General features: G+C 72.5%; 15 protein-coding genes and 1 pseudogene. 3 read left to right on the top strand and 13 right to left on the bottom strand.

Features of this window, described 5'->3' with window-relative positions:
- Window positions 1–110: 110 nt before the first annotated feature.
- Window positions 111–377, bottom strand: coding sequence for a GlsB/YeaQ/YmgE family stress response membrane protein (locus ACIGAN_RS28690; protein ID WP_311680375.1), 267 nt, complete (start codon window positions 375–377; stop codon window positions 111–113).
- 193 nt (window positions 378–570) lie between these two features.
- On the opposite strand from ACIGAN_RS28690, the gene ACIGAN_RS28685 reads away from it, so the two are divergent.
- Window positions 571–1,878: an APC family permease gene (locus ACIGAN_RS28685; RefSeq protein WP_399861933.1), complete on the top strand. Its 1,308-nt coding sequence runs from the start codon at window positions 571–573 to the stop codon at window positions 1,876–1,878.
- 276 nt (window positions 1,879–2,154) lie between these two features.
- On the opposite strand, the gene ACIGAN_RS28680 is transcribed toward ACIGAN_RS28685, so the two are convergent.
- From ACIGAN_RS28680 to ACIGAN_RS28625, 12 genes and pseudogenes are all read right to left on the bottom strand, one after another.
- On the bottom strand, window positions 2,155–2,547 hold the full coding sequence (locus tag ACIGAN_RS28680) for a YccF domain-containing protein (RefSeq protein ID WP_365735714.1): 393 nt from the start codon (window positions 2,545–2,547) through the stop codon (window positions 2,155–2,157).
- Window positions 2,544–3,407: a zinc metalloprotease HtpX gene (gene htpX, locus ACIGAN_RS28675; RefSeq protein WP_365735716.1), complete on the bottom strand. Its 864-nt coding sequence runs from the start codon at window positions 3,405–3,407 to the stop codon at window positions 2,544–2,546. Before htpX ends, ACIGAN_RS28680 begins: the two co-directional genes overlap by 4 nt.
- Before the next feature lie 348 nt (window positions 3,408–3,755).
- Entirely contained in the window at window positions 3,756–5,282 is a 1,527-nt protein-coding gene (locus ACIGAN_RS28670) for an NADH-quinone oxidoreductase subunit N (protein ID WP_399861930.1), read from the bottom strand.
- Window positions 5,279–6,853, bottom strand: a complete 1,575-nt coding sequence (locus ACIGAN_RS28665) for a NuoM family protein (protein WP_399861928.1) — start codon at window positions 6,851–6,853, stop codon at window positions 5,279–5,281. The genes ACIGAN_RS28670 and ACIGAN_RS28665 overlap by 4 nt, the downstream gene beginning before the upstream one ends.
- A 6-nt stretch (window positions 6,854–6,859) precedes the next feature.
- Complete coding sequence (locus ACIGAN_RS28660) at window positions 6,860–8,854, bottom strand: NADH-quinone oxidoreductase subunit L (protein ID WP_399861926.1); 1,995 nt, start codon at window positions 8,852–8,854, stop codon at window positions 6,860–6,862.
- On the bottom strand, window positions 8,851–9,258 hold the full coding sequence (gene nuoK, locus ACIGAN_RS28655; protein ID WP_365092378.1) for an NADH-quinone oxidoreductase subunit NuoK: 408 nt from the start codon (window positions 9,256–9,258) through the stop codon (window positions 8,851–8,853). Before nuoK ends, ACIGAN_RS28660 begins: the two co-directional genes overlap by 4 nt.
- Window positions 9,258–9,893: an NADH-quinone oxidoreductase subunit J gene (locus ACIGAN_RS28650; protein ID WP_399861924.1), complete on the bottom strand. Its 636-nt coding sequence runs from the start codon at window positions 9,891–9,893 to the stop codon at window positions 9,258–9,260. Before ACIGAN_RS28650 ends, nuoK begins: the two co-directional genes overlap by 1 nt.
- Window positions 9,890–10,567 (bottom strand): NuoI/complex I 23 kDa subunit family protein, encoded by a 678-nt coding sequence (locus ACIGAN_RS28645; protein ID WP_399861922.1) that lies wholly within the window; start codon window positions 10,565–10,567, stop codon window positions 9,890–9,892. Before ACIGAN_RS28645 ends, ACIGAN_RS28650 begins: the two co-directional genes overlap by 4 nt.
- 2 nt (window positions 10,568–10,569) lie before the next feature.
- Complete coding sequence (locus ACIGAN_RS28640) at window positions 10,570–11,538, bottom strand: complex I subunit 1/NuoH family protein (protein ID WP_365735728.1); 969 nt, start codon at window positions 11,536–11,538, stop codon at window positions 10,570–10,572.
- Window positions 11,535–12,857 carry an NADH-quinone oxidoreductase subunit C gene (locus ACIGAN_RS28635; protein WP_399861920.1) on the bottom strand — a complete coding sequence of 441 codons (1,323 nt, stop codon included), beginning with the start codon at window positions 12,855–12,857 and terminating at the stop codon, window positions 11,535–11,537. The genes ACIGAN_RS28640 and ACIGAN_RS28635 overlap by 4 nt, the downstream gene beginning before the upstream one ends.
- A 188-nt stretch (window positions 12,858–13,045) precedes the next feature.
- A pseudogene (locus tag ACIGAN_RS28630) lies at window positions 13,046–13,696 on the bottom strand (NADH-quinone oxidoreductase subunit B); the annotation flags it as partial.
- The gene (locus ACIGAN_RS28625; RefSeq protein ID WP_010041427.1) at window positions 13,687–14,094 is read right to left on the bottom strand and encodes an NADH-quinone oxidoreductase subunit A; all 408 of its coding nucleotides are present in this window, start codon (window positions 14,092–14,094) and stop codon (window positions 13,687–13,689) included. The pseudogene ACIGAN_RS28630 and the gene ACIGAN_RS28625, both read right to left, overlap by 10 nt.
- A gap of 241 nt (window positions 14,095–14,335) precedes the next feature.
- Between ACIGAN_RS28625 and ACIGAN_RS28620 the strand changes: the two genes are divergently transcribed.
- Complete coding sequence (locus tag ACIGAN_RS28620) at window positions 14,336–15,559, top strand: sensor histidine kinase (protein ID WP_399861918.1); 1,224 nt, start codon at window positions 14,336–14,338, stop codon at window positions 15,557–15,559.
- A 329-nt stretch (window positions 15,560–15,888) separates the two neighbouring features.
- The gene (locus ACIGAN_RS28615) at window positions 15,889–17,250 is read left to right on the top strand and encodes a sensor histidine kinase (protein ID WP_399861916.1); all 1,362 of its coding nucleotides are present in this window, start codon (window positions 15,889–15,891) and stop codon (window positions 17,248–17,250) included.
- The last annotated feature ends 139 nt before the right edge of the window (window positions 17,251–17,389 follow it).

Below are 17,389 nucleotides of genomic sequence, written 5' to 3'. Positions count from 1 at the left end.
GGGGCCTGTGTTGCGGCGCCCGCCCTTCTCCGGCCCGTCGCCCGCGGTCTGCGGACGCGTCGGTCCGCGGGCGCGCCGGAGGCGTGCCGGCCGCGCGTCGGCGGGTGCGGTCAGTCGCGCGAGTTGCCGAACAGCAGGCGGTAGGCGATCAGGAGGACGAGCGATCCGCCGATCGCCGCCGCCCAGGTGGCGCCGTCGTAGAAGTCCTTGGTGATCGGGTGGTCCATCCAGCGGGCGGATATCCAGCCGCCGATGAACGCACCCGCTATGCCGATCAGGGTGGTGCCGATGAGGCCGCCCGGGTCGCGCCCCGGCAGCAGGAACTTCGCGATCGCCCCGGCCAGCAGCCCCAGGATGATCCAGCTGATGACGGTCATGCCGTGAACCTGCCCTTTCCGGCTGTGCCCGCACTGTCCCGGCCCTGTGATCCCGCTCCCCGCAGGCCGGGCCCGTGCGTCGTACGTCGGGCCCGGCGGGTGCGTCGTCCTTGCCGTGCCCGTTCACGCCCTCTTGGTGGGGAGGACGTCCTGGCCGCATCTCCCGGTTGCGCTGATCAGTAAGGTGCGACGTATGACCGCCTCCGGTTCCTCCGGCGCCCCGGGTTCCTCCGGTTCCGCGGATCCCGCGCTGCGCCGCACGCTCGGTGTCGGGGACGCCGTCGTCGTCGGACTCGGCTCGATGGTGGGGGCCGGCATCTTCGCCGCGCTCGCGCCGGCGGCGCACGCGGCCGGCTCCGGCCTGCTCATCGGGCTCGCCGTCGCCGCGGTGGTCGCGTACTGCAACGCCATGTCCTCGGCCCGCCTCGCCGCCCGCAGTCCCGCCTCGGGCGGCACGTACGTGTACGGGCGGGAGCGGCTCGGGGACTTCTGGGGCTATCTCGCGGGCTGGTCGTTCGTGGTCGGGAAAACGGCCTCCTGTGCTGCGATGGCGCTCACCGTGGGCACCTACGTCTGGCCGGGGCAGGCGCACGCGGTGGCGGTCACGGCCGTGGTGGCGCTGACCGCGGTGAACTACGGCGGCATCCAGAAGTCCGCCTGGCTGACGCGGGTGATCGTGGCGGTGGTCCTGGCGGTCCTCTCTCTCGTGGTGGTCGGATGCCTGGTGTCCGACGGGGCCGAGGCCGGCCGGCTGGGCATCGGGACGTCCGGTGGGGCGGGCGGTGTGCTGCAGGCGGCGGGGCTGCTGTTCTTCGCGTTCGCCGGGTACGCCCGGATCGCGACGCTCGGCGAGGAGGTGCGGGACCCGGAGCGCACCATCCCCCGCGCGATCCCGCTGGCCCTGGGCATCACGCTGGTGGTGTACGTGTGCGTGACGGTGGCCGTCCTTTCGGTCCTGGGGTCGGGTGGTCTGGGGAATGCGACGGCACCGCTGGCCGACGCGGTGCGGGCGGCCGGGATGCCCGGGCTGGTGCCCGTGGTGCGGGCGGGGGCGGCCGTGGCCGCACTGGGCTCACTGCTCGCGCTCATCCTGGGGGTCTCGCGCACGACGCTGGCCATGGCCCGGGACCGGCATCTGCCGGGGACGCTGGCGGCGGTGCATCCCCGTTTCCAGGTGCCGCACCGGGCGGAGCTGGCCGTGGGTGCGGTGGTCGCGGTCCTGGCCGCCGCGGTGGACGTCCGGGGCGCGATCGGGTTCTCCTCCTTCGGTGTGCTGGCGTACTACGCGGTGGCCAACGCGTCGGCCTGGACGCTGGATCGGGCACCGGCGGCGCGGGTGGTGCCGGTGGTGGGGCTGGTCGGATGCGCCGTGCTGGCCTTCTCGCTGCCCACGGTTTCCGTGGTGGTGGGCACGGGGGTGCTGCTGGTGGGGGTCGGCGTCTACGGCGTGCGGAGGTGGGTGCGGACCCGGGCGGGGGCCGGTCGGGCCGGTCGGGTGTAGGGGTGCGCGGGTGTTTTGCCGTCGGGTGGGTCGCCGGCCGCCGGTATGCAGGGGGATCGCAGCGTGTCTGCCGGTGCGTGGGGGGACGTACGGCCCCGCGGCCGGCCGGTGTGAGTGCCTGCCAGGGCTCGGGTCTGTGTGTGCTCGTTCGCGGTCATGGGTTCATCATGCAGACCGCCGCAGATCTCCGGGCGGGCCTGTGGATAACCCGTGGGCTGTGGAGAACGGGGCGGATCGAGGCGCGTCCGGCCGGGGATGCGGATGCCGTTCGCGTCGTCAGCGCATCGCGAACGGCTCGTTCGTCCGCACGATGTCGCGGCCCAGCGGGAGCAGCGAGACCGGGATGAGCTTGAAGTTGGCGATGCCCAGCGGGATGCCGATGATCGTGACGCACAGGGCGATACCGGTGGCGATGTGGCCGAGGGCCAGCCACCAGCCCGCGAGGACCAGCCACAGGACGTTGCCGACGCAGGACGGCGCGCCCGCGTCACGGCGTTCGACCGTGGTGTACCCGAAGGGCCACAGCGCGTAGACGCCGATGCGGAAGGCGGCCACGCCGAAGGGGATGCCGATGACGGTGATGCACAGGAGCAGGCCCGCCAGCATGTAGGCGAGGAACAGCCAGAAGCCGCTGAAGACGAGCCATATGACGTTCAGGATGGTCTTCACTGATTCCCACCTGCCATCTTCTCGAGCCGGGCGATGCGTTCCGCCATCGGCGGGTGTGTGGAGAACATCTTCGACAGACCCTGGCCGGGGCGGAACGGGTTGGCGATCATCATGTGGCTGGCGGTCTCGATGCGCGGCTCGGGCGGCAGCGGGAGCTGCTTCGTGCCGTGGTCGAGCTTGCGCAGGGCGCTGGCCAGGGCCAGTGGGTCGCCGGTGAGCTGGGCGCCGGAGGCGTCCGCCTGGTACTCCCGGGAGCGGCTGATGGCCAGTTGGATGAGGGAGGCGGCGAGGGGGCCCAGGATCATGATCAGCAGCATGCCGAGCAGGCCGGGGCCGTCATCGTCGTCGGAGCGTCCGATCGGGATCAGCCAGGCGAAGTTGACCAGGAACATGATCACGGAGGCCAGGGCGCCGGCGACCGACGAGATGAGGATGTCGCGGTTGTAGACGTGGCTGAGCTCGTGGCCGATGACGCCGCGCAGCTCGCGCTCGTCCAGGAGGCGCAGGATGCCGTCGGTGCAGCACACGGCGGCGTTGCGTGGGTTGCGGCCCGTGGCGAAGGCGTTGGGCGCCTCCGTCGGGGAGATGTACAGGCGGGGCATGGGCTGGCGGGCCTGCGTGGACAGTTCACGGACCATGCGGTAGAGGCCCGGGGCCTCGAACTCGCTCACCGGGCGGGCGCGCATCGCGCGGAGGGCCAGCTTGTCGCTGTTCCAGTACGCGTACGCGTTGGTGGCCAGCGCTACCAGGACGGCGATCACGAGCCCCATGCGGCCGAAGAAGCTGCCGATGACGATGATGAGCGCGGACAGTCCTCCGAGGAGGACTGCTGTTCTGAGCCCGTTGTGCCGGCGGTGCACGGTACGCCCTCCAAGTGGTGCGGCAGGGGGACCCTTGCTTGCTGTGCTGCGGTGTCACTGGTGCCGTGATGCCACGTCCAGTGGACCCTCCCGTACTGGTCAACGCCAGGCGGGGAGCACTAGTTCCCTTGTGCGCACGCGGCAGGGCCGTGGGCCGTACGGGTGACGGCCCTGTGCGCGCCGCGCGCGTGCGGGGCCGAGTGCCCACGCGCGCGTGGCGGAAGCGTGCCGGTGCCGCGTCCGGCGGTCGAGCGCACCCACGGCGGATTCCCGCACGCGGGGCGCCTTGTGCTCAGGGTGCCTTGTGCTCGGGCGCCCCGAGCACGGCTCAGAACGGTCGAGCACGGCTCAGAACAGTCCGGCGTCGGTGAACCGCAGGACCAGCTGGGGCGCCCCGGACAGGGCGATGCCGAGGACGCCGGTCAGGGCGAGCGCGGCGGTGAGGGGGACGGGCACGGGGTGCTTCCCGGTCTCGCCCTCGGGGGCGGCGCGGAAGAGCAGGGCCGTCCATTGGAGGTAGTAGAACAGCGCGATCACGACGTTGACGGCCATGATCACGGCCAGCCAGCCGAGGCCGGCGTCGACGGCCGCCGAGAAGACGGTGACCTTGGCGAAGAGCCCGATGATCCCCGGCGGCAGTCCGGCGAGGCAGAGCAGGAAGAACGCCAGGAGCAGCGCGGACAGGGGATTCGAGGCGTAGAGGCCGCGGTAGTCGGCGACGCGGTTGAGCACCTTCGTGCGGCCGACGAGCGCGGCCACGGCGAAGGCTCCGAGGTTCACCGCGCCGTACATCAGGGCGTAGGCGACGGTGGAGCCGATCGACCTCTCGGCGTCCCCGGAGTACGCGGCGGCCGCGATCGGCACCAGCAGGTAGCCGGCCTGGCCGACGGACGACCAGGCGAGCAGGCGCACCGCGCTGTACGCGCGCGTGGCCTGCTGGCGGAGGGCTCCGACGTTGCCGACGGTCATGGTGAGCGCGGCCAGGGCGGCCAGCGCCGGGCCCCAGACGTCGGCGTAGGAGGGGAGCGCCACGACCGTGACGAGGATCAGGCCGCTGAAGCCGACCGCCTTGCCGATGACCGACAGGTAGGCGGCGATCGGCAGGGGCGCGCCGACATAGGTGTCGGGGACCCAGAAGTGGAAGGGCACGGCGGCGGTCTTGAAGGCGAAGCCGACGAGGGTGAGGACGACGCCGGTGTCCGCGAGCGTGGTGAGCCCGCCGTCGACGTCCTGGATGCGGTCGGCGACCTGGGTCAGGTAGAGGGTGCCGGTGGAGGCGTACAGGAAGCTGATGCCCATGAGGCTGACCGCGGTGGCGGTGACCGAGGACAGGAAGAACTTCAGGGCCGCTTCGGAGGACTTCCGGTCGCCGTACTTCAGGCCGACCAGCGCGAAGGCGGGCAGGGACGCGACCTCCAGGGCGACGATCAGGGTGGCGAGGTCGCGGGAGGCGGGCAGGAGGGCGGCGCCGGCCGCGGAGGACAGCAGCAGGAACCAGTACTCCCCCTCGGGCAGCGCCTTGCGGCCGTCCTTGAGGGCGGTGACCGACAGGAGGGCGGCGAGGAGGGCGCCGCCCAGGACCAGGAACTGGATGACCAGGGTGAACCGGTCGGCCGTGTAGCTGCACACGGCGGCGTCGCGGGTCAGGCAGAAGGTGCTGCGGTCGCCGTCCAGGAGGGGCAGCAGCATCAGCGTGGCGGCGGCCAGACCCGCCACCGACGTCCAGCCGAGGAGCGCCTTGCGGTGTTCGGTGACGAACAGGTCGGCGACCAGGACGGCGAGTGCGACGACCGCGGCGATGGTGGGCGGCGCGATGGCGAGCCAGTCGACGGACTGGACGAGCGAGGCGGCCAGGGGCTGGGCCGGGGAGCTCATCGGGTGCCTCCTGCGAGGAGCTGCTGGACGGCCGGGTCGCTCAGGCCGAGGAGGGCCTTGGGCCACAGGCCCGCGACGACGGTGAGGACGACGAGCGGGGTCCAGGCCGCGAACTCGTAACTGCGGACGTCGGTGAGCTTCGGGGCGTCCTGCGGCAGGGCGCCCATGCAGACGCGGCGGACCACGACCAGCAGGTACGCGGCCGTCAGCAGCGTCCCGAACGCGCCGATCGCCATGAAGGTGAGGAAGGCGGGGCGGCTGAGGCCCTCGCCCGGCTGGAACGCGCCGAACAGGGCGAGCATCTCCCCCCAGAAGCCGGCCAGCCCCGGCAGGCCGAGCGAGGCGACGGCGGCGAAGGCGAGGAGACCGCCGAGGCGCGGGGCCTTGCCGTACAGGGCGGCGCCGGTCTCCTGGGCGAGGGTGTCGAGGTCGGTGGTGCCGGTGCGGTCCTTCAGGGCGCCGACCAGGAAGAAGAGCAGGCCGGTGATGAGGCCGTGGGCGATGTTGGCGAACAGGGCGCCGTTCACGCCGGTCGGGGTCATCGTCGCGATGCCGAGCAGCACGAAGCCCATGTGGCCGACGGAGGAGTAGGCGATGAGGCGCTTCAGGTCGCCCTTCGCACCCTGCCGGGCGAGGGCGAGGCAGGCCAGGGATCCGTAGATGATGCCGACGACGGCCAGGGCGGCGAGGTAGGGCGCGAAGGTGCGGAAGCCGTCGGGTGTGATCGGGAGAAGAATACGGACGAATCCGTACGTACCCAACTTCAGCAGGACACCGGCCAGGAGGACCGAGCCGACGGTGGGCGCGGCGGTGTGGGCGTCGGGCAACCAGCTGTGCAGCGGCCACATCGGCGTCTTCACGGCGAGCCCGATCCCGATCGCCAAAGCGGCGATGACCTGCACGGATGTGGTCAGAGACCGGCCGTTGTCAGTGGCGAGTGCCATCATGTCGAACGTGCCCGCCTCCAGCCCGATCAGGAGCAGGCCGAGCAGCATGACCACGGATCCGAGCAGCGTGTAGAGGATGAACCGCCACGCCGCCCGCGTCCGGTCCTCGCCGCCCCAGCGGGCGATGAGGAAGTACATCGGGATGAGGACCATCTCGAAGGCGAGGAAGAACAGCAGCAGGTCGAGGACGGCGAAGGTCGCCAGCGTGCCGGACTCGAGGACGAGCAGCAGGGCGACGAAGGCCTTCGGAGTCGGGCCTTCGGGCAGCTTGAAGTACGAGTAGAGCGCGCAGAGGAAGGTCAGCAGCGCGGTCAGGACCAAGAGGGGAAGGGAGATGCCGTCGATGCCGAGGTGGATGCGTACGTCGAGTGCGGGGATCCAGCTGATGTCGGTGCTGGCCTGCATCTTCGACGGCTGGCCGTGGTCGAAGCCGAGCGCGAGGACGATCGCCGCGACGAGGACGGCGCCGGTCACGGTGACGCCGTGCCGGAGCACGGCCTGCTCGGGTGACTTCCCCTTCAGCCCGGACGGGGCCGGCAGGAGAGCAGCGACGGCGCCCAGGAGCGGGCCGACGACGACGAATGCCAGAAGGAACTGCATCACGGACTCGTTGATATCGATCACGCCTGCTCACGCTCCCGTGGCGACGAGGACGACGGCGACCGCGAGGACGACGGTGCCGGCGAGCAGCGCGCTCACGTAGGTCTGGACGTTGCCGGTCTGGGACCGCCGTACGGCGGTGCCGAGCCAGCGGGGCAGCGCACCCGCACCGCGCACATAGGTCTCGACGACCTCGCGGTCGAGGAACCGGACGAGGCTCGCTCCGGCCCGGACCGGGCGGACGAAGAGGGCCGTGTACACGGCGTCCAGGTGGAAGCCGACGGCCGCGTGCCGGTGCAGGGGCCCGAGCAGCAGCCGTCCCGGGTCCGCGGGGTCGGGTGCGTGGGCGATGTCCCCGTAGGCCGGTTCGTGCGTGGCGATGGCTTCCGCCTCGACCCGGGCGGCGTCGCCGCCGGGGTGGGCCGCGACCGCGCCCAGCGGGACGCGTGCCGCGTGAGCGGTGGTGTGCCGCCAGGCGGCGTAGGTGACGATGCCCCCGGCCACGGCCAGGCCCGTGCCGAGCACGGAGGTGGTCAGGGTCGGGCCGAGGTCACGGCCGTCGAACCAGTCGGGCAGCACGCGGAACGCGAATCCGCCGAGAGCCAGGGAGGGGACGGCCAGCACCCACAGCACCACGGTCATCGTCAGCGGCTGCCGGCCGTGGTCGGGGGCCTCGGTGCCCCGGCCGCGGAAGGCGAGCAGCCACAGGCGCATGGCGTAGGCGGCGGTGAGGACGGCCGTGACCAGACCGGCGACGAGGACGATCCAGCCCGCGGCGGCGGGAGCGTGCTCCGTGTGACCGGTGACGACGTGCTCGGCGACGCCGAGGACGGCCTCCTTGGAGAAGAAGCCGCTGAACGGCGGGATCGCGGCGAGGGCGAGGAGCGCCACGGTCATCGTCCAGTAGGCGTCGGGGATCCGGTCGCGCAGGTTCCGCATGCGGGACATGGCGGCGAGGGAGTTGGTGCCGGCGGCGTGGATGATCACGCCGGCCGCGAGGAACAGCAGCGCCTTGAAGGCGCCGTGGGACAGGAGGTGGAAGACGGCGGCACCGCGGTCGGCGACGGCGAGGGCGCCCGTCATGTAACCGAGCTGGCCGATCGTCGAGTAGGCCAGGACGCGCTTGATGTCGTCCTGGGCGAGCGCGGCGAGGGCCGAGCCGGCCATGGTGACGGCGGCCATGACGGCCATGACCACCATCGCGGCCTGGGAGGCCTCGAAGACCGGGAGGAGACGGGCGATGAAGTAGACACCAGCGGCGACCATCGTCGCGGCGTGGATCAGCGCGGAGACGGGGGTGGGGCCCGCCATCGCGTCGGGGAGCCAGGTGTGCAGCGGGAACTGCGCCGACTTGCCCGCCACGCCCGCGAGGAGCAGCAGGGCGATCAGGGTGGGGTGGTCGAGCCCGCCGCTCGCGACGGTGCCGAGGATGCGGGTGACGTGGAAGGAGCCGGCGTCGGTGGCCAGGGCGAACAGGCCGATGAGGAAGGGGACGTCGCCGAGCTTGGTGACCAGGAAGGCCTTGAGGGAGGCGGCGCGGGCCTGAGGGGTCTCCCAGTAGTGGCCGACCAGGAAGTAGGAGCAGATGCCCATGACTTCCCAGCCGACCAGCAGCACCATCAGGTCGCCGGAGTAGACGACCAGGAGCATCGCGGAGGTGAACAGGGAGACCAGGGCGGCGTAGGAGGGGTAGCGCGGGTCGTCGCGCAGGTAGCCCGTCGAGTAGATCTGCACGCAGGAGGCGACCAGGCCGACCAGGACGGCGACGAGGGCGGCGAAGCCGTCGATGTGCAGGGCGAGTTCGATCGGGACCGAGCCGGTCGGGGTGAGCTCCGTGGCGGCGTCGACGGCCGCGTCACCGCCCTGGCGCACGGCGACCAGCGCGGCGAGCACCAGGGAGGTGAGCGTCGGCAGGACGGCGAGGGGGCGGACGAAGCCGGGGGCCGTGCGGCCCAGGAGCAGCCCGGCGACGGCGCCGAGGAACGGAAGGAGGGGGACGAGGACGGCGAGGGTGGTCGTGGTCACGCGGTGGCCTCAGCCTTCTGGGCCTCGCCGGCCGGGCCGGACGTGCGGGCGTCGCGGCCGGGTCCGTCCGGGCCGTCGGGGTCGTGCCGTTCGGCGGTGTCGCGGAGCTTGTCGATGTCCGAGGTGCCGCGGTTGCGGTGGACAGCGAGGACGATCGCCAGGCCGATGCCGATCTCGGCGGCGGCGATGGCGATGGTGAACAGGGTCAGGGCCTGGCCGGAGTGCAGGGTCTCCTCGGCGGTCCTGCTGAGCCAGACGTCGAAGGCGACCAGGTTGAGGTTGACGGCGTTGAGCATCAGCTCGACCGACATCAGGACCAGGATCGCGTTGCGGCGGGCGAGGACGCCGTACAGGCCGGTGCAGAAGAGGAGGGCGGAGAGCACCGCGGGATAGGCGAGGTGCATCAGCGGGTCCCTTCCGTGTCGCGCCGGGTGTCGGCGCCGCCCGGGGTGGTCGCCTCGGCCTTGGCCTTGCGGGAGAGGACGATCGCGCCGACCAGGGCGGCGAGGAGGAGGACGGAGAGGGCCTCGAAGGGGAGGACCCAGTTCTGGAAGAGGCTCGCGCCGGTGACCTCGGTGGAGCCGGCGGCCGGGCCGTCCAGATCGATCCAGGTGGTGCGGAACGCGTCGACGACGACCCACACCAGCGCGGCGGCCGAGGCGACGGCCACGGTGAGGGCCGCCCACCGGTTGCCGGAGTCGGCGTCCGGGGAGCGGCCGATCGGGGCCCTGGTGAGCATCAGACCGAACAGGAGGAGGACGACGACGGAACCGACGTAGATGAGGACCTGCACCCAGGCGATGAACTCGGCCGTGAGCAGGAGGTACTCCACGGCCAGGCCGCCGAGGGCGACCACGAGCCAGAGGGCGGCGTGCACCAGTTGCCGGGTGGTGACGGTGACGATCGCGGCGCCGAAGGTGACCAGGCCGACGAGGAGGAAGGCGATCTCGACACCGGTCGGGGAGAGGAAGCCGTGGGTTTCGGCGGCGGCGGTCGGGGTGTGAGCCGTGAGGTGGGCGGCTGCTGTCGCGAGGGTCATGGCGTGCCCCCCTGCCCCGGCTCCTGCTCCTGCTCCTGCTGCGCCGGTTTCGGCTGGTCCGTCTGCTGTTGGGAGTCGCCGTGCGGGCGGGTGGGGCGTTCGGCCGCACGGGCTTGCTCGTCGGCGTGGGCTTCCGTGGCCGGCGGGGTCTGCTGGGCGGCCAGCTTCTCGGCGGCCTTGCGGGCGGCGGTGAGTTCCTTCGGTTCCTCCGCGCCGGGGTCGAGGGCCGGCGGGGCCGGGACGGTCCACATCCACTCCCGGAGCTTGTCGCGCTCGTGGGTGAGGTCGCGGATGTCGGTCTCGGCGTACTCGAACTCCGGGGACCAGAACAGGGCGTCGAAAGGACACACCTCGATGCAGATACCGCAGTACATGCAGAGGGAGAAGTCGATGGCGAAGCGGTCGAGGACGTTGCGGCTGCGTTCGCGGCCACCGGGGGTCGCGGGCGGGACGGTCTCCTTGTGGGAGTCGATGTAGATGCACCAGTCCGGGCACTCGCGGGCGCACAGCATGCAGACCGTGCAGTTCTCCTCGAACAGGCCGATGACACCGCGGCTGCGCGGCGGGAGGTCGGGCTGGGTGTCCGGGTACTGCGCGGTGACGGACTTCTTCGTCATCGTGCGGAGGGTGACGGCCAGGCCCTTGGCCAGGCCACTTCCTGGGATCGGGGCCATGGTTACTGGATCACCACCTTGACGATGCCGGTGAGGGCGATCTGGGCGAGGGAGAGGGGGACGAGGAGGGTCCAGGACAGTTTCTGGAGCTGGTCCTCGCGCAGCCGCGGGTAGGTGACGCGCAGCCAGATGACGAGGAAGGCGAGGACGGCGGTCTTCAGCAGGGTCCAGACCCAGCCGAGGCCGTCGGCGCCCCAGGGGCCGTGCCAGCCGCCCAGGAAGAGGACGGTGGTCAGGCCGCACAGGACGACGATCCCGGCGTACTCGGCGAGGAGGAACAGGGCGAAGCGGAGGCCGGTGTACTCGGTGTAGGCGCCGAAGATGATCTCCGAGTCGGCGACGGGCATGTCGAAGGGCGGACGCTGGAGTTCGGCAAGGCCGGCGACGAAGAAGACGATCGCGCCGACGATCTGCCAGGGCAGCCACCACCACTCGAAGGCGTCGAGGATGCCGGGCAGCGAGACGGTGCCGGCCGCCATGGCCACCGAGGCGGCGGTCAGCAGCATCGGCAGTTCGTAGGCGAGGAGCTGGGCGGCGGTGCGCAGGCCGCCGAGCAGGGAGAACTTGTTCGCGGAGGCCCAGCCGGCCATCAGCGAGCCGAGGACGCCGACGCCCATGACGGCCAGGACGAAGAAGACGCCGGCGTCGACGACCTGCCCGACGGCTCCCTCGCCGGGGCCGATCGGGATGGCGAGCAGGACGAGGAGGTAGGGCAGGAGGGCGACGGCGGGGGCCAGTTGGAAGATGCGGCGGTCGGCGCCCGCGGGGACGACGTCCTCCTTCTGCGCGAACTTCACGCCGTCGGCGATCAGCTGGGCCCAGCCGTGGAAGCCGCCGGCGTACATGGGGCCCAGGCGGCCCTGCATGTGGGCCATGACCTTGTGCTCGGTCTGGCCGATGATCAGGGGGAAGGTGAGGAAGACGACGAAGACGATCAGGAGTCGCAGGGCGACGTCGAGCACGTCGTTCACTGCGGGCCTCCTGTGGATTCTGGGGAGTCAGTGGGGGGCTTGGGGGTCGCCGGGTCCGTCGGGCCCGTCGGGTTCGCCGGGTCCGTCGGGCCCGTCGGGTTCGCCGGGTCCGTCGGGTCGGTGGGCTTGTTGGGGCCCGTGGGGTTGGTGGTGTCCGTGGGGACGTCGGAGTCGGCCGTGGGGTCCGCAGGGACGTCGGAGTCGGCCGGTTCCGCGTCCGTCGGCGGGGACTGTTCGTCGTACGCGGGGCGGGCGTGGTGCCACGGGGCGTCCGTGCTGCGCGGAGCGCGCGAGGGCCGGCCCGGCTCGGTGCCGGCCCGGTCGGAGGCGGCCCGCTGGCTCGTACTGCCCTCCGACGCGCTGCGCGCCCGGCGCGGCGAGGCCGGGCCCGGTGCCGCCGGTTCGGAGCCGGGCGCCGGGGATCCGCCTTCCGGTGACGGCGGTTCGGCGGCGCGGGACGTCTGGCCGGCGGAGCCTTCCGCGGCGGTGCGGGTCCGGCGCGGCCCGGAGGGAGCCGCAGACGTCGACTCACCGGGAGCGGACTGGCTCGCCGAGCCCTCCGACGCCGAGCGGGTACGACGGGGTACGGACGGAGACGGCGTGGCTGTCTCGCCCGAGGCTGGCGCCTGGCTCGCCGAGCCCTCCGATGCCGAGCGTGTGCGGCGCACCGGGCGGTCCCCCGCCGCGCGCACCGGGCGGTCCCCCGCTGCCCGGGCTGGGCCGCGGGCCGGGCGGGTGGGGGCCGGGGGGAGTTGGCCCTTCAGGGGGCCCCATTCGTTCGGGTCGGGGACACCGGGCGGGAGCATCTGGCGGCGCTTGGGGCCGCCGTGTTCCGGCTCGCCGGGTTCCTTCGCGCCGGGCCAGGCCTTGGCGACCCGGGCGGCGAGGACGAAGTCCTTGCGCAGGGGGTGGCCCTCGAAGTTCTCGGGGAGGAGCAGGTGGTCCAGCGCCGGGTGGCCCTCGAAGGTGACGCCGAACATCTCGTGCGTCTCGCGTTCGTGCCAGGCGGCACCCGCGTAGACGCCGACGGCCGACGGCAGGGCCGGGGCGTCGTGCGGGACCGTCGTGCGCAGCAGCAGGCGGCGGACCGGGGACAGCGCGGCGACATGGGCCGAGACGTGGAAGCCCGTGCCGGGTTCGTCGACCGCGCTCAGCCAGTCGAAGTAGGTGCAGCCGAGGCGGTCGCGGGCGGTCTCCAGGGCGGTGATCCAGGAGGCCGGCGGCACGTCGACCGTCAGGACCTCGTAGGACTCCTCGGCGGTGGCGTCCGGGCCGAAGAGTTCCTCGACGTCGGCGGGGAGCCAGCCGACCACGGTCATCGTCCCTCCCCGGACGTCGAACCGGATGTCGTACCGGACGTCGAACCAGATGCGGAACCGGAGTCAGGACCGGAACCCGGCGCCGAACCCGAACCCGAACCCGCACCCGAGCCTGAGCCTGAGCCCGGCGCCGAACCCGAGCCTGAGCCTGAGCCCGGCGCCAAACCCGAGTCCGAGCCCGGCGCCGAACCCGAGCCTGAGCCCCGCGCGGAATCCGAGCCGGAGCCCGAGCCGGAGCCCCCGGAGCCCCCGGAGCCCTCCGAGCCCGGCGGCTGTACCAGGCCGCTCTGCAGTGCCGCCGTCGAAGGGCGCCCCGCAGGGGTCCCGTACCGCTCCCCCAGCGACTCCCGGGCGATCTTCTCCTGGAGCTTGAGGATGCCCTGGAGCAGCGCCTCGGGGCGGGGCGGGCAGCCGGGGACGTAGACGTCGACGGGGATGATCTGGTCGACGCCCTTGGTGACGGAGTAGGAGTCCCAGTAGGGGCCGCCGCAGTTGCTGCACGCGCCGAAGGAGATGACGTACTTCGGCTCGGGCATCTGCTCGTAGAGCCGCTTCACGGCCGGGGCCATCTTGTCCGTGACCGTGCCGGAGACGACCATCAGGTCGGCCTGGCGGGGCCCGGGCGCGAAGGGGATGACGCCGAGGCGGATGAAGTCGTGGCGGGCCATCGACGCGGCGATGAACTCGATCGCGCAGCAGGCGAGTCCGAAGTTGAAGACCCAGAGCGAGTAGCGGCGGCCCCAGTTGAGGATCACCTTCATCGGCTCGGGCGCGAGGCGCGCGAGGGCGCCGAGCCGCTTCGGCTCGGGCAGGGACACGGGCTCGGGGGTCACGTCCATGCCAGGACGCCCTTCTTGTAGGCGTAGAGCAGGCCCACGGCCAGGAAGCCGAGGAAGATGAACATCTCCACCAGGGTCGTCGCGCCGTAGCCGGGGGCGGCGAAGACGGTGGCCCAGGGGAACAGGAAGATCGAGTCGACCGCGAAGATCACGTAGAGGAACGCGTAGACGTAGTAGCGGACCTGGGTGTGCGCCCAGCCCTCGCCGACCGGGTCGACGCCGCACTCGTACGTCAGCAGTTTCTCCGGCGTGGGCACCACGGGCCGCAGCAGGCGGCCGGCGCCGAAGGCGACGGCGACGAACAGCACGCCGACGACGGCGAGCAGCCCGACGACCGAGTAGGACTGGAAGTAGTCCGCCGCGACGACGGTCGTGGTGACGACGGTCGGTTCCGGCACGTCCGTCCCTCGCTCCCTGAACTCGGACTGGATTGCGCGACGCGGCGACCCGGCCCGACCCGGTCCGGCCGGAGACGCGGACGCCGCTGTTCGACGATCTGTACGCACGGGAGTCTAGGCCCTGATAAGGGCAGGGTAAGCAGCCCGTCACACCCCGGCACGCGAGGGTGGGGTTTTCCTCAGTCCATCCTGGCGGTCCACCTCATGGCGCACTGCCGCGCCGCCCGGCACGCTTACGCGTATGACCGAACGCTTCCCGTCCCCCGGCCTCCCCGAGGGCACGCCGGCGGCCGGGCGGGACGACCGCCCGCCGCCGCCCCGTCTCGCCTACGACCGGCACACCTGGAAGGAGATCGCGCATCTCCTGGCGAACCTTCCGGTCGCGCTGCTCGGCTTCACCTATGTCGTGACGGTGCTGTTCACCGGACTCGGGCTGACCCTCACGGTGGTCGGGTTCCCGCTGCTGGCGGCCGGGCTCATCGGGGCGCGGCAGCTGGGCAGGATGGAGCGGGCGCGGGCCCGGGCGCTGCTCGGGGTGCGGGTGGACGAGCCGAGCCGGCTGCGGTTGCGCGGCGAGGGCGGTTTCGTCCAGCGGCTGTGGATGCAGCTGAAGGATCCGGTGGGCTGGCGCACGGTGCTGTACGAGTTCATCCGGCTGCCGTGGGGGGTGTTCACGTTCGCCTTCACGCTGACCTCGCTGTTCGTGCTGTGGCCGGTGCTGCCGTACGTCGCGCGGGGCCTGACGAACGTGGACCGGGCGATGGTGCGGGGCCTGTTGTCGCCCTCGGACGAGCTGGAGAAGCGCATCGCGGAGCTGGAGTCGGACCGGGGCGTGGTCGTCGACACGGCGGCGGCGGACCTGCGGCGCATCGAGCGGGACCTGCACGACGGGGCGCAGGCCCGGCTGGTCAATCTGGCGATGGGGCTGGGCCTGGCGAAGGAGAAGGTGCTGGAGGATCCGGACGCGGCGGCGGCGATGGTCGAGGAGGCGCACGGCGAGGTGAAGCTGGCGCTCCAGGAGCTGCGGGACCTGGCCCGGGGCATCCACCCCGCGGTGCTGACCGACCGCGGCCTGGACGCGGCCCTGTCCTCGGTCGCCTCGCGGTGCACGGTCCCGGTCAAGGTGACGGTCGACCTGTCCGAGCGGCCGGCCGCGGCGATCGAGGGGATCGCCTACTTCACCGTCTCGGAGCTGCTGCAGAACGTCAGCAAGCACAGCCGGGCGAAGTCGGCGTCGGTGGAGGTGTGGCGCGCGGAGGACCGGCTGCTCATCCAGGTGTGGGACGACGGCCGCGGGGGTGCCCGTCTCGACGGCGGTACGGGGATGAAGGGGCTGGCCGACCGGCTGGACGCCGTCGACGGCCTGTTCGTCCTGGAGTCCCCCGAGGGCGGCCCGACGACGGTCACGGCGGAACTGCCGTGGCGCGACCGCACGGGCGCGCGGGAACCGGACGCCCACCGCTAGCCCCGCCCGAGCCGGCCGGCGGCGCACCGCCCGCGTGCCTGGCCCGGACACCCACCGCTAGCCCCGCCCGAGCCGGCCGGCGGCGCACCGCCCGCCTGTCTGGCCCCGGCCGCCCACCCACCCCGCGGCAGAGCGCTCACACCGACCGTCAACCGCCCGGCCCGGCCCCTTTCCGGTGCCGGGCGGCGCTCGTTCCTCCGCGCCCGGCGACGGGGGTGGGGAAAACCCCCCGTCCAAGACGCCGACGGACTCCATGGTCCGCCGACCTGCGGCGGAGCAGGGTGGAGGTACGAGGGAACAGCCGCAGGACGAGGAGAAGGACGACGCCGATGGCCACGGAGTACGGACAGGGATACGGGCTCGACAGCGGGCCCGCCTTCCCCGGAAGCACCGAACGGCGGCACCGGCTGCCCGCCGCGCTGCGCGCGCCGGTCGAGGGCCGCACCTGGCGCGAGCTCGGATACGTGCTGCTGAGCCTGCCGATCAGCGTCCTGCTGTTCACCTACGCGGTCACGATGGTGTCGCTGGGGGCGGGCCTGCTGGTGACGTTCCTCGGCATACCGGTCCTCGCGGGGGCGCTGGCCGGCTGCCGCGGCATCGGGGCGCTGGAGCGGACGCGGGCCAGGGCGCTGCTGGGCCTGGACGTGGCCGACCCGGAGCCGTTGCGGATGAAGCGGCAGGGCGCCATGGCGTGGATGGGCGCCGTCCTCAAGAGCGGCACCTCCTGGCGGGCGTTGCTCTACTCGGTGCTGCACCTGCCCTGGGCGGTGTTCTCGTTCGTCGTCACCGTGAACGTGTGGGCGCTGGGCTGGGGGCTGCTGACGTACCCGCTGTGGTTCTGGGTGTTCCCGGCCTACGCCGGGCAGGACGGGATGCAGCTGTACGGGGACGAGACGCACCGGGTCTACCTGGACAACCCGTTCGAGATCACGGTGACGGCCCTGGTGGGTCTGCTGTTCACGATCGCCATGCCGTGGATCGTGCGGGCGCTGACGATGGTGGACCGGCTGCTGGTGCACGGGCTGCTGGGGCCCTCGCGGCTGGCGTCGCGGGTGGTGGAGCTGGAGTCGGACCGGGGGGTCGTGGTCGACACGGCGGCGGCCGACCTGCGGCGCATCGAGCGGGACCTGCACGACGGGGCGCAGGCCCGGCTGGTGGCGCTGGCCATGGATCTGGGCCTGGCGAAGGAGAAGCTCCAGGAGGATCCGGAGGCCGCCCAGCGGATGGTCGACGAGGCGCACGGCGAGGTGAAGACGGCGCTGCAGGAGCTGCGGGACCTGGCCCGGGGCATCCACCCGGCGGTGCTGACCGACCGCGGCCTGGACGCGGCCCTGTCGGCGGTGGCCTCACGGTGCACGGTGCCGGTGCGGGTCGAGGTCGACCTGGCCGAGCGGCCGGCGCCCGCGATCGAGGGGATCGCGTACTTCACGGTGTCGGAGCTGCTGCAGAACATCAGCAAGCACTCCCGGGCGACCTGGGCGGACGTCGAGGTGTGGCGGACGGAGAACCGGCTGATGCTGCAGGTCGTGGACAACGGCGTGGGCGGGGCGGAGGTGTCCGGGGGGTCCGGGCTCGCGGGTCTGGCGGAGCGGCTCGACGCGGTGGACGGGATCCTGGTGGTCGACTCGCCGGCGGGCGGGCCGACCCGGGTGACGGCGGAGCTGCCGTGGCGCGGGGAGCACGTGCGGTGAGCCGTGCGGGGGCCAGGCTCCCGGGCATGCGGTAACCGGCCGGAGGGCAGCGCCCTCCGGCCCTTCGGGTGCCCCTCACCACCCGGATCGGCCGGCCGGGAAGCCGGTGTTGCTCCCATGGACGGCCCGGGCCTGAAAT

The organism is Streptomyces sp. NPDC085931, assembly GCF_044540565.1.
In the GTDB taxonomy this organism is placed as follows: Bacteria; Actinomycetota; Actinomycetes; order Streptomycetales; family Streptomycetaceae; genus Streptomyces.
Note: the sequence above shows the minus strand (reverse complement) of the source record. Positions and strands in the feature narration are given on the sequence as shown.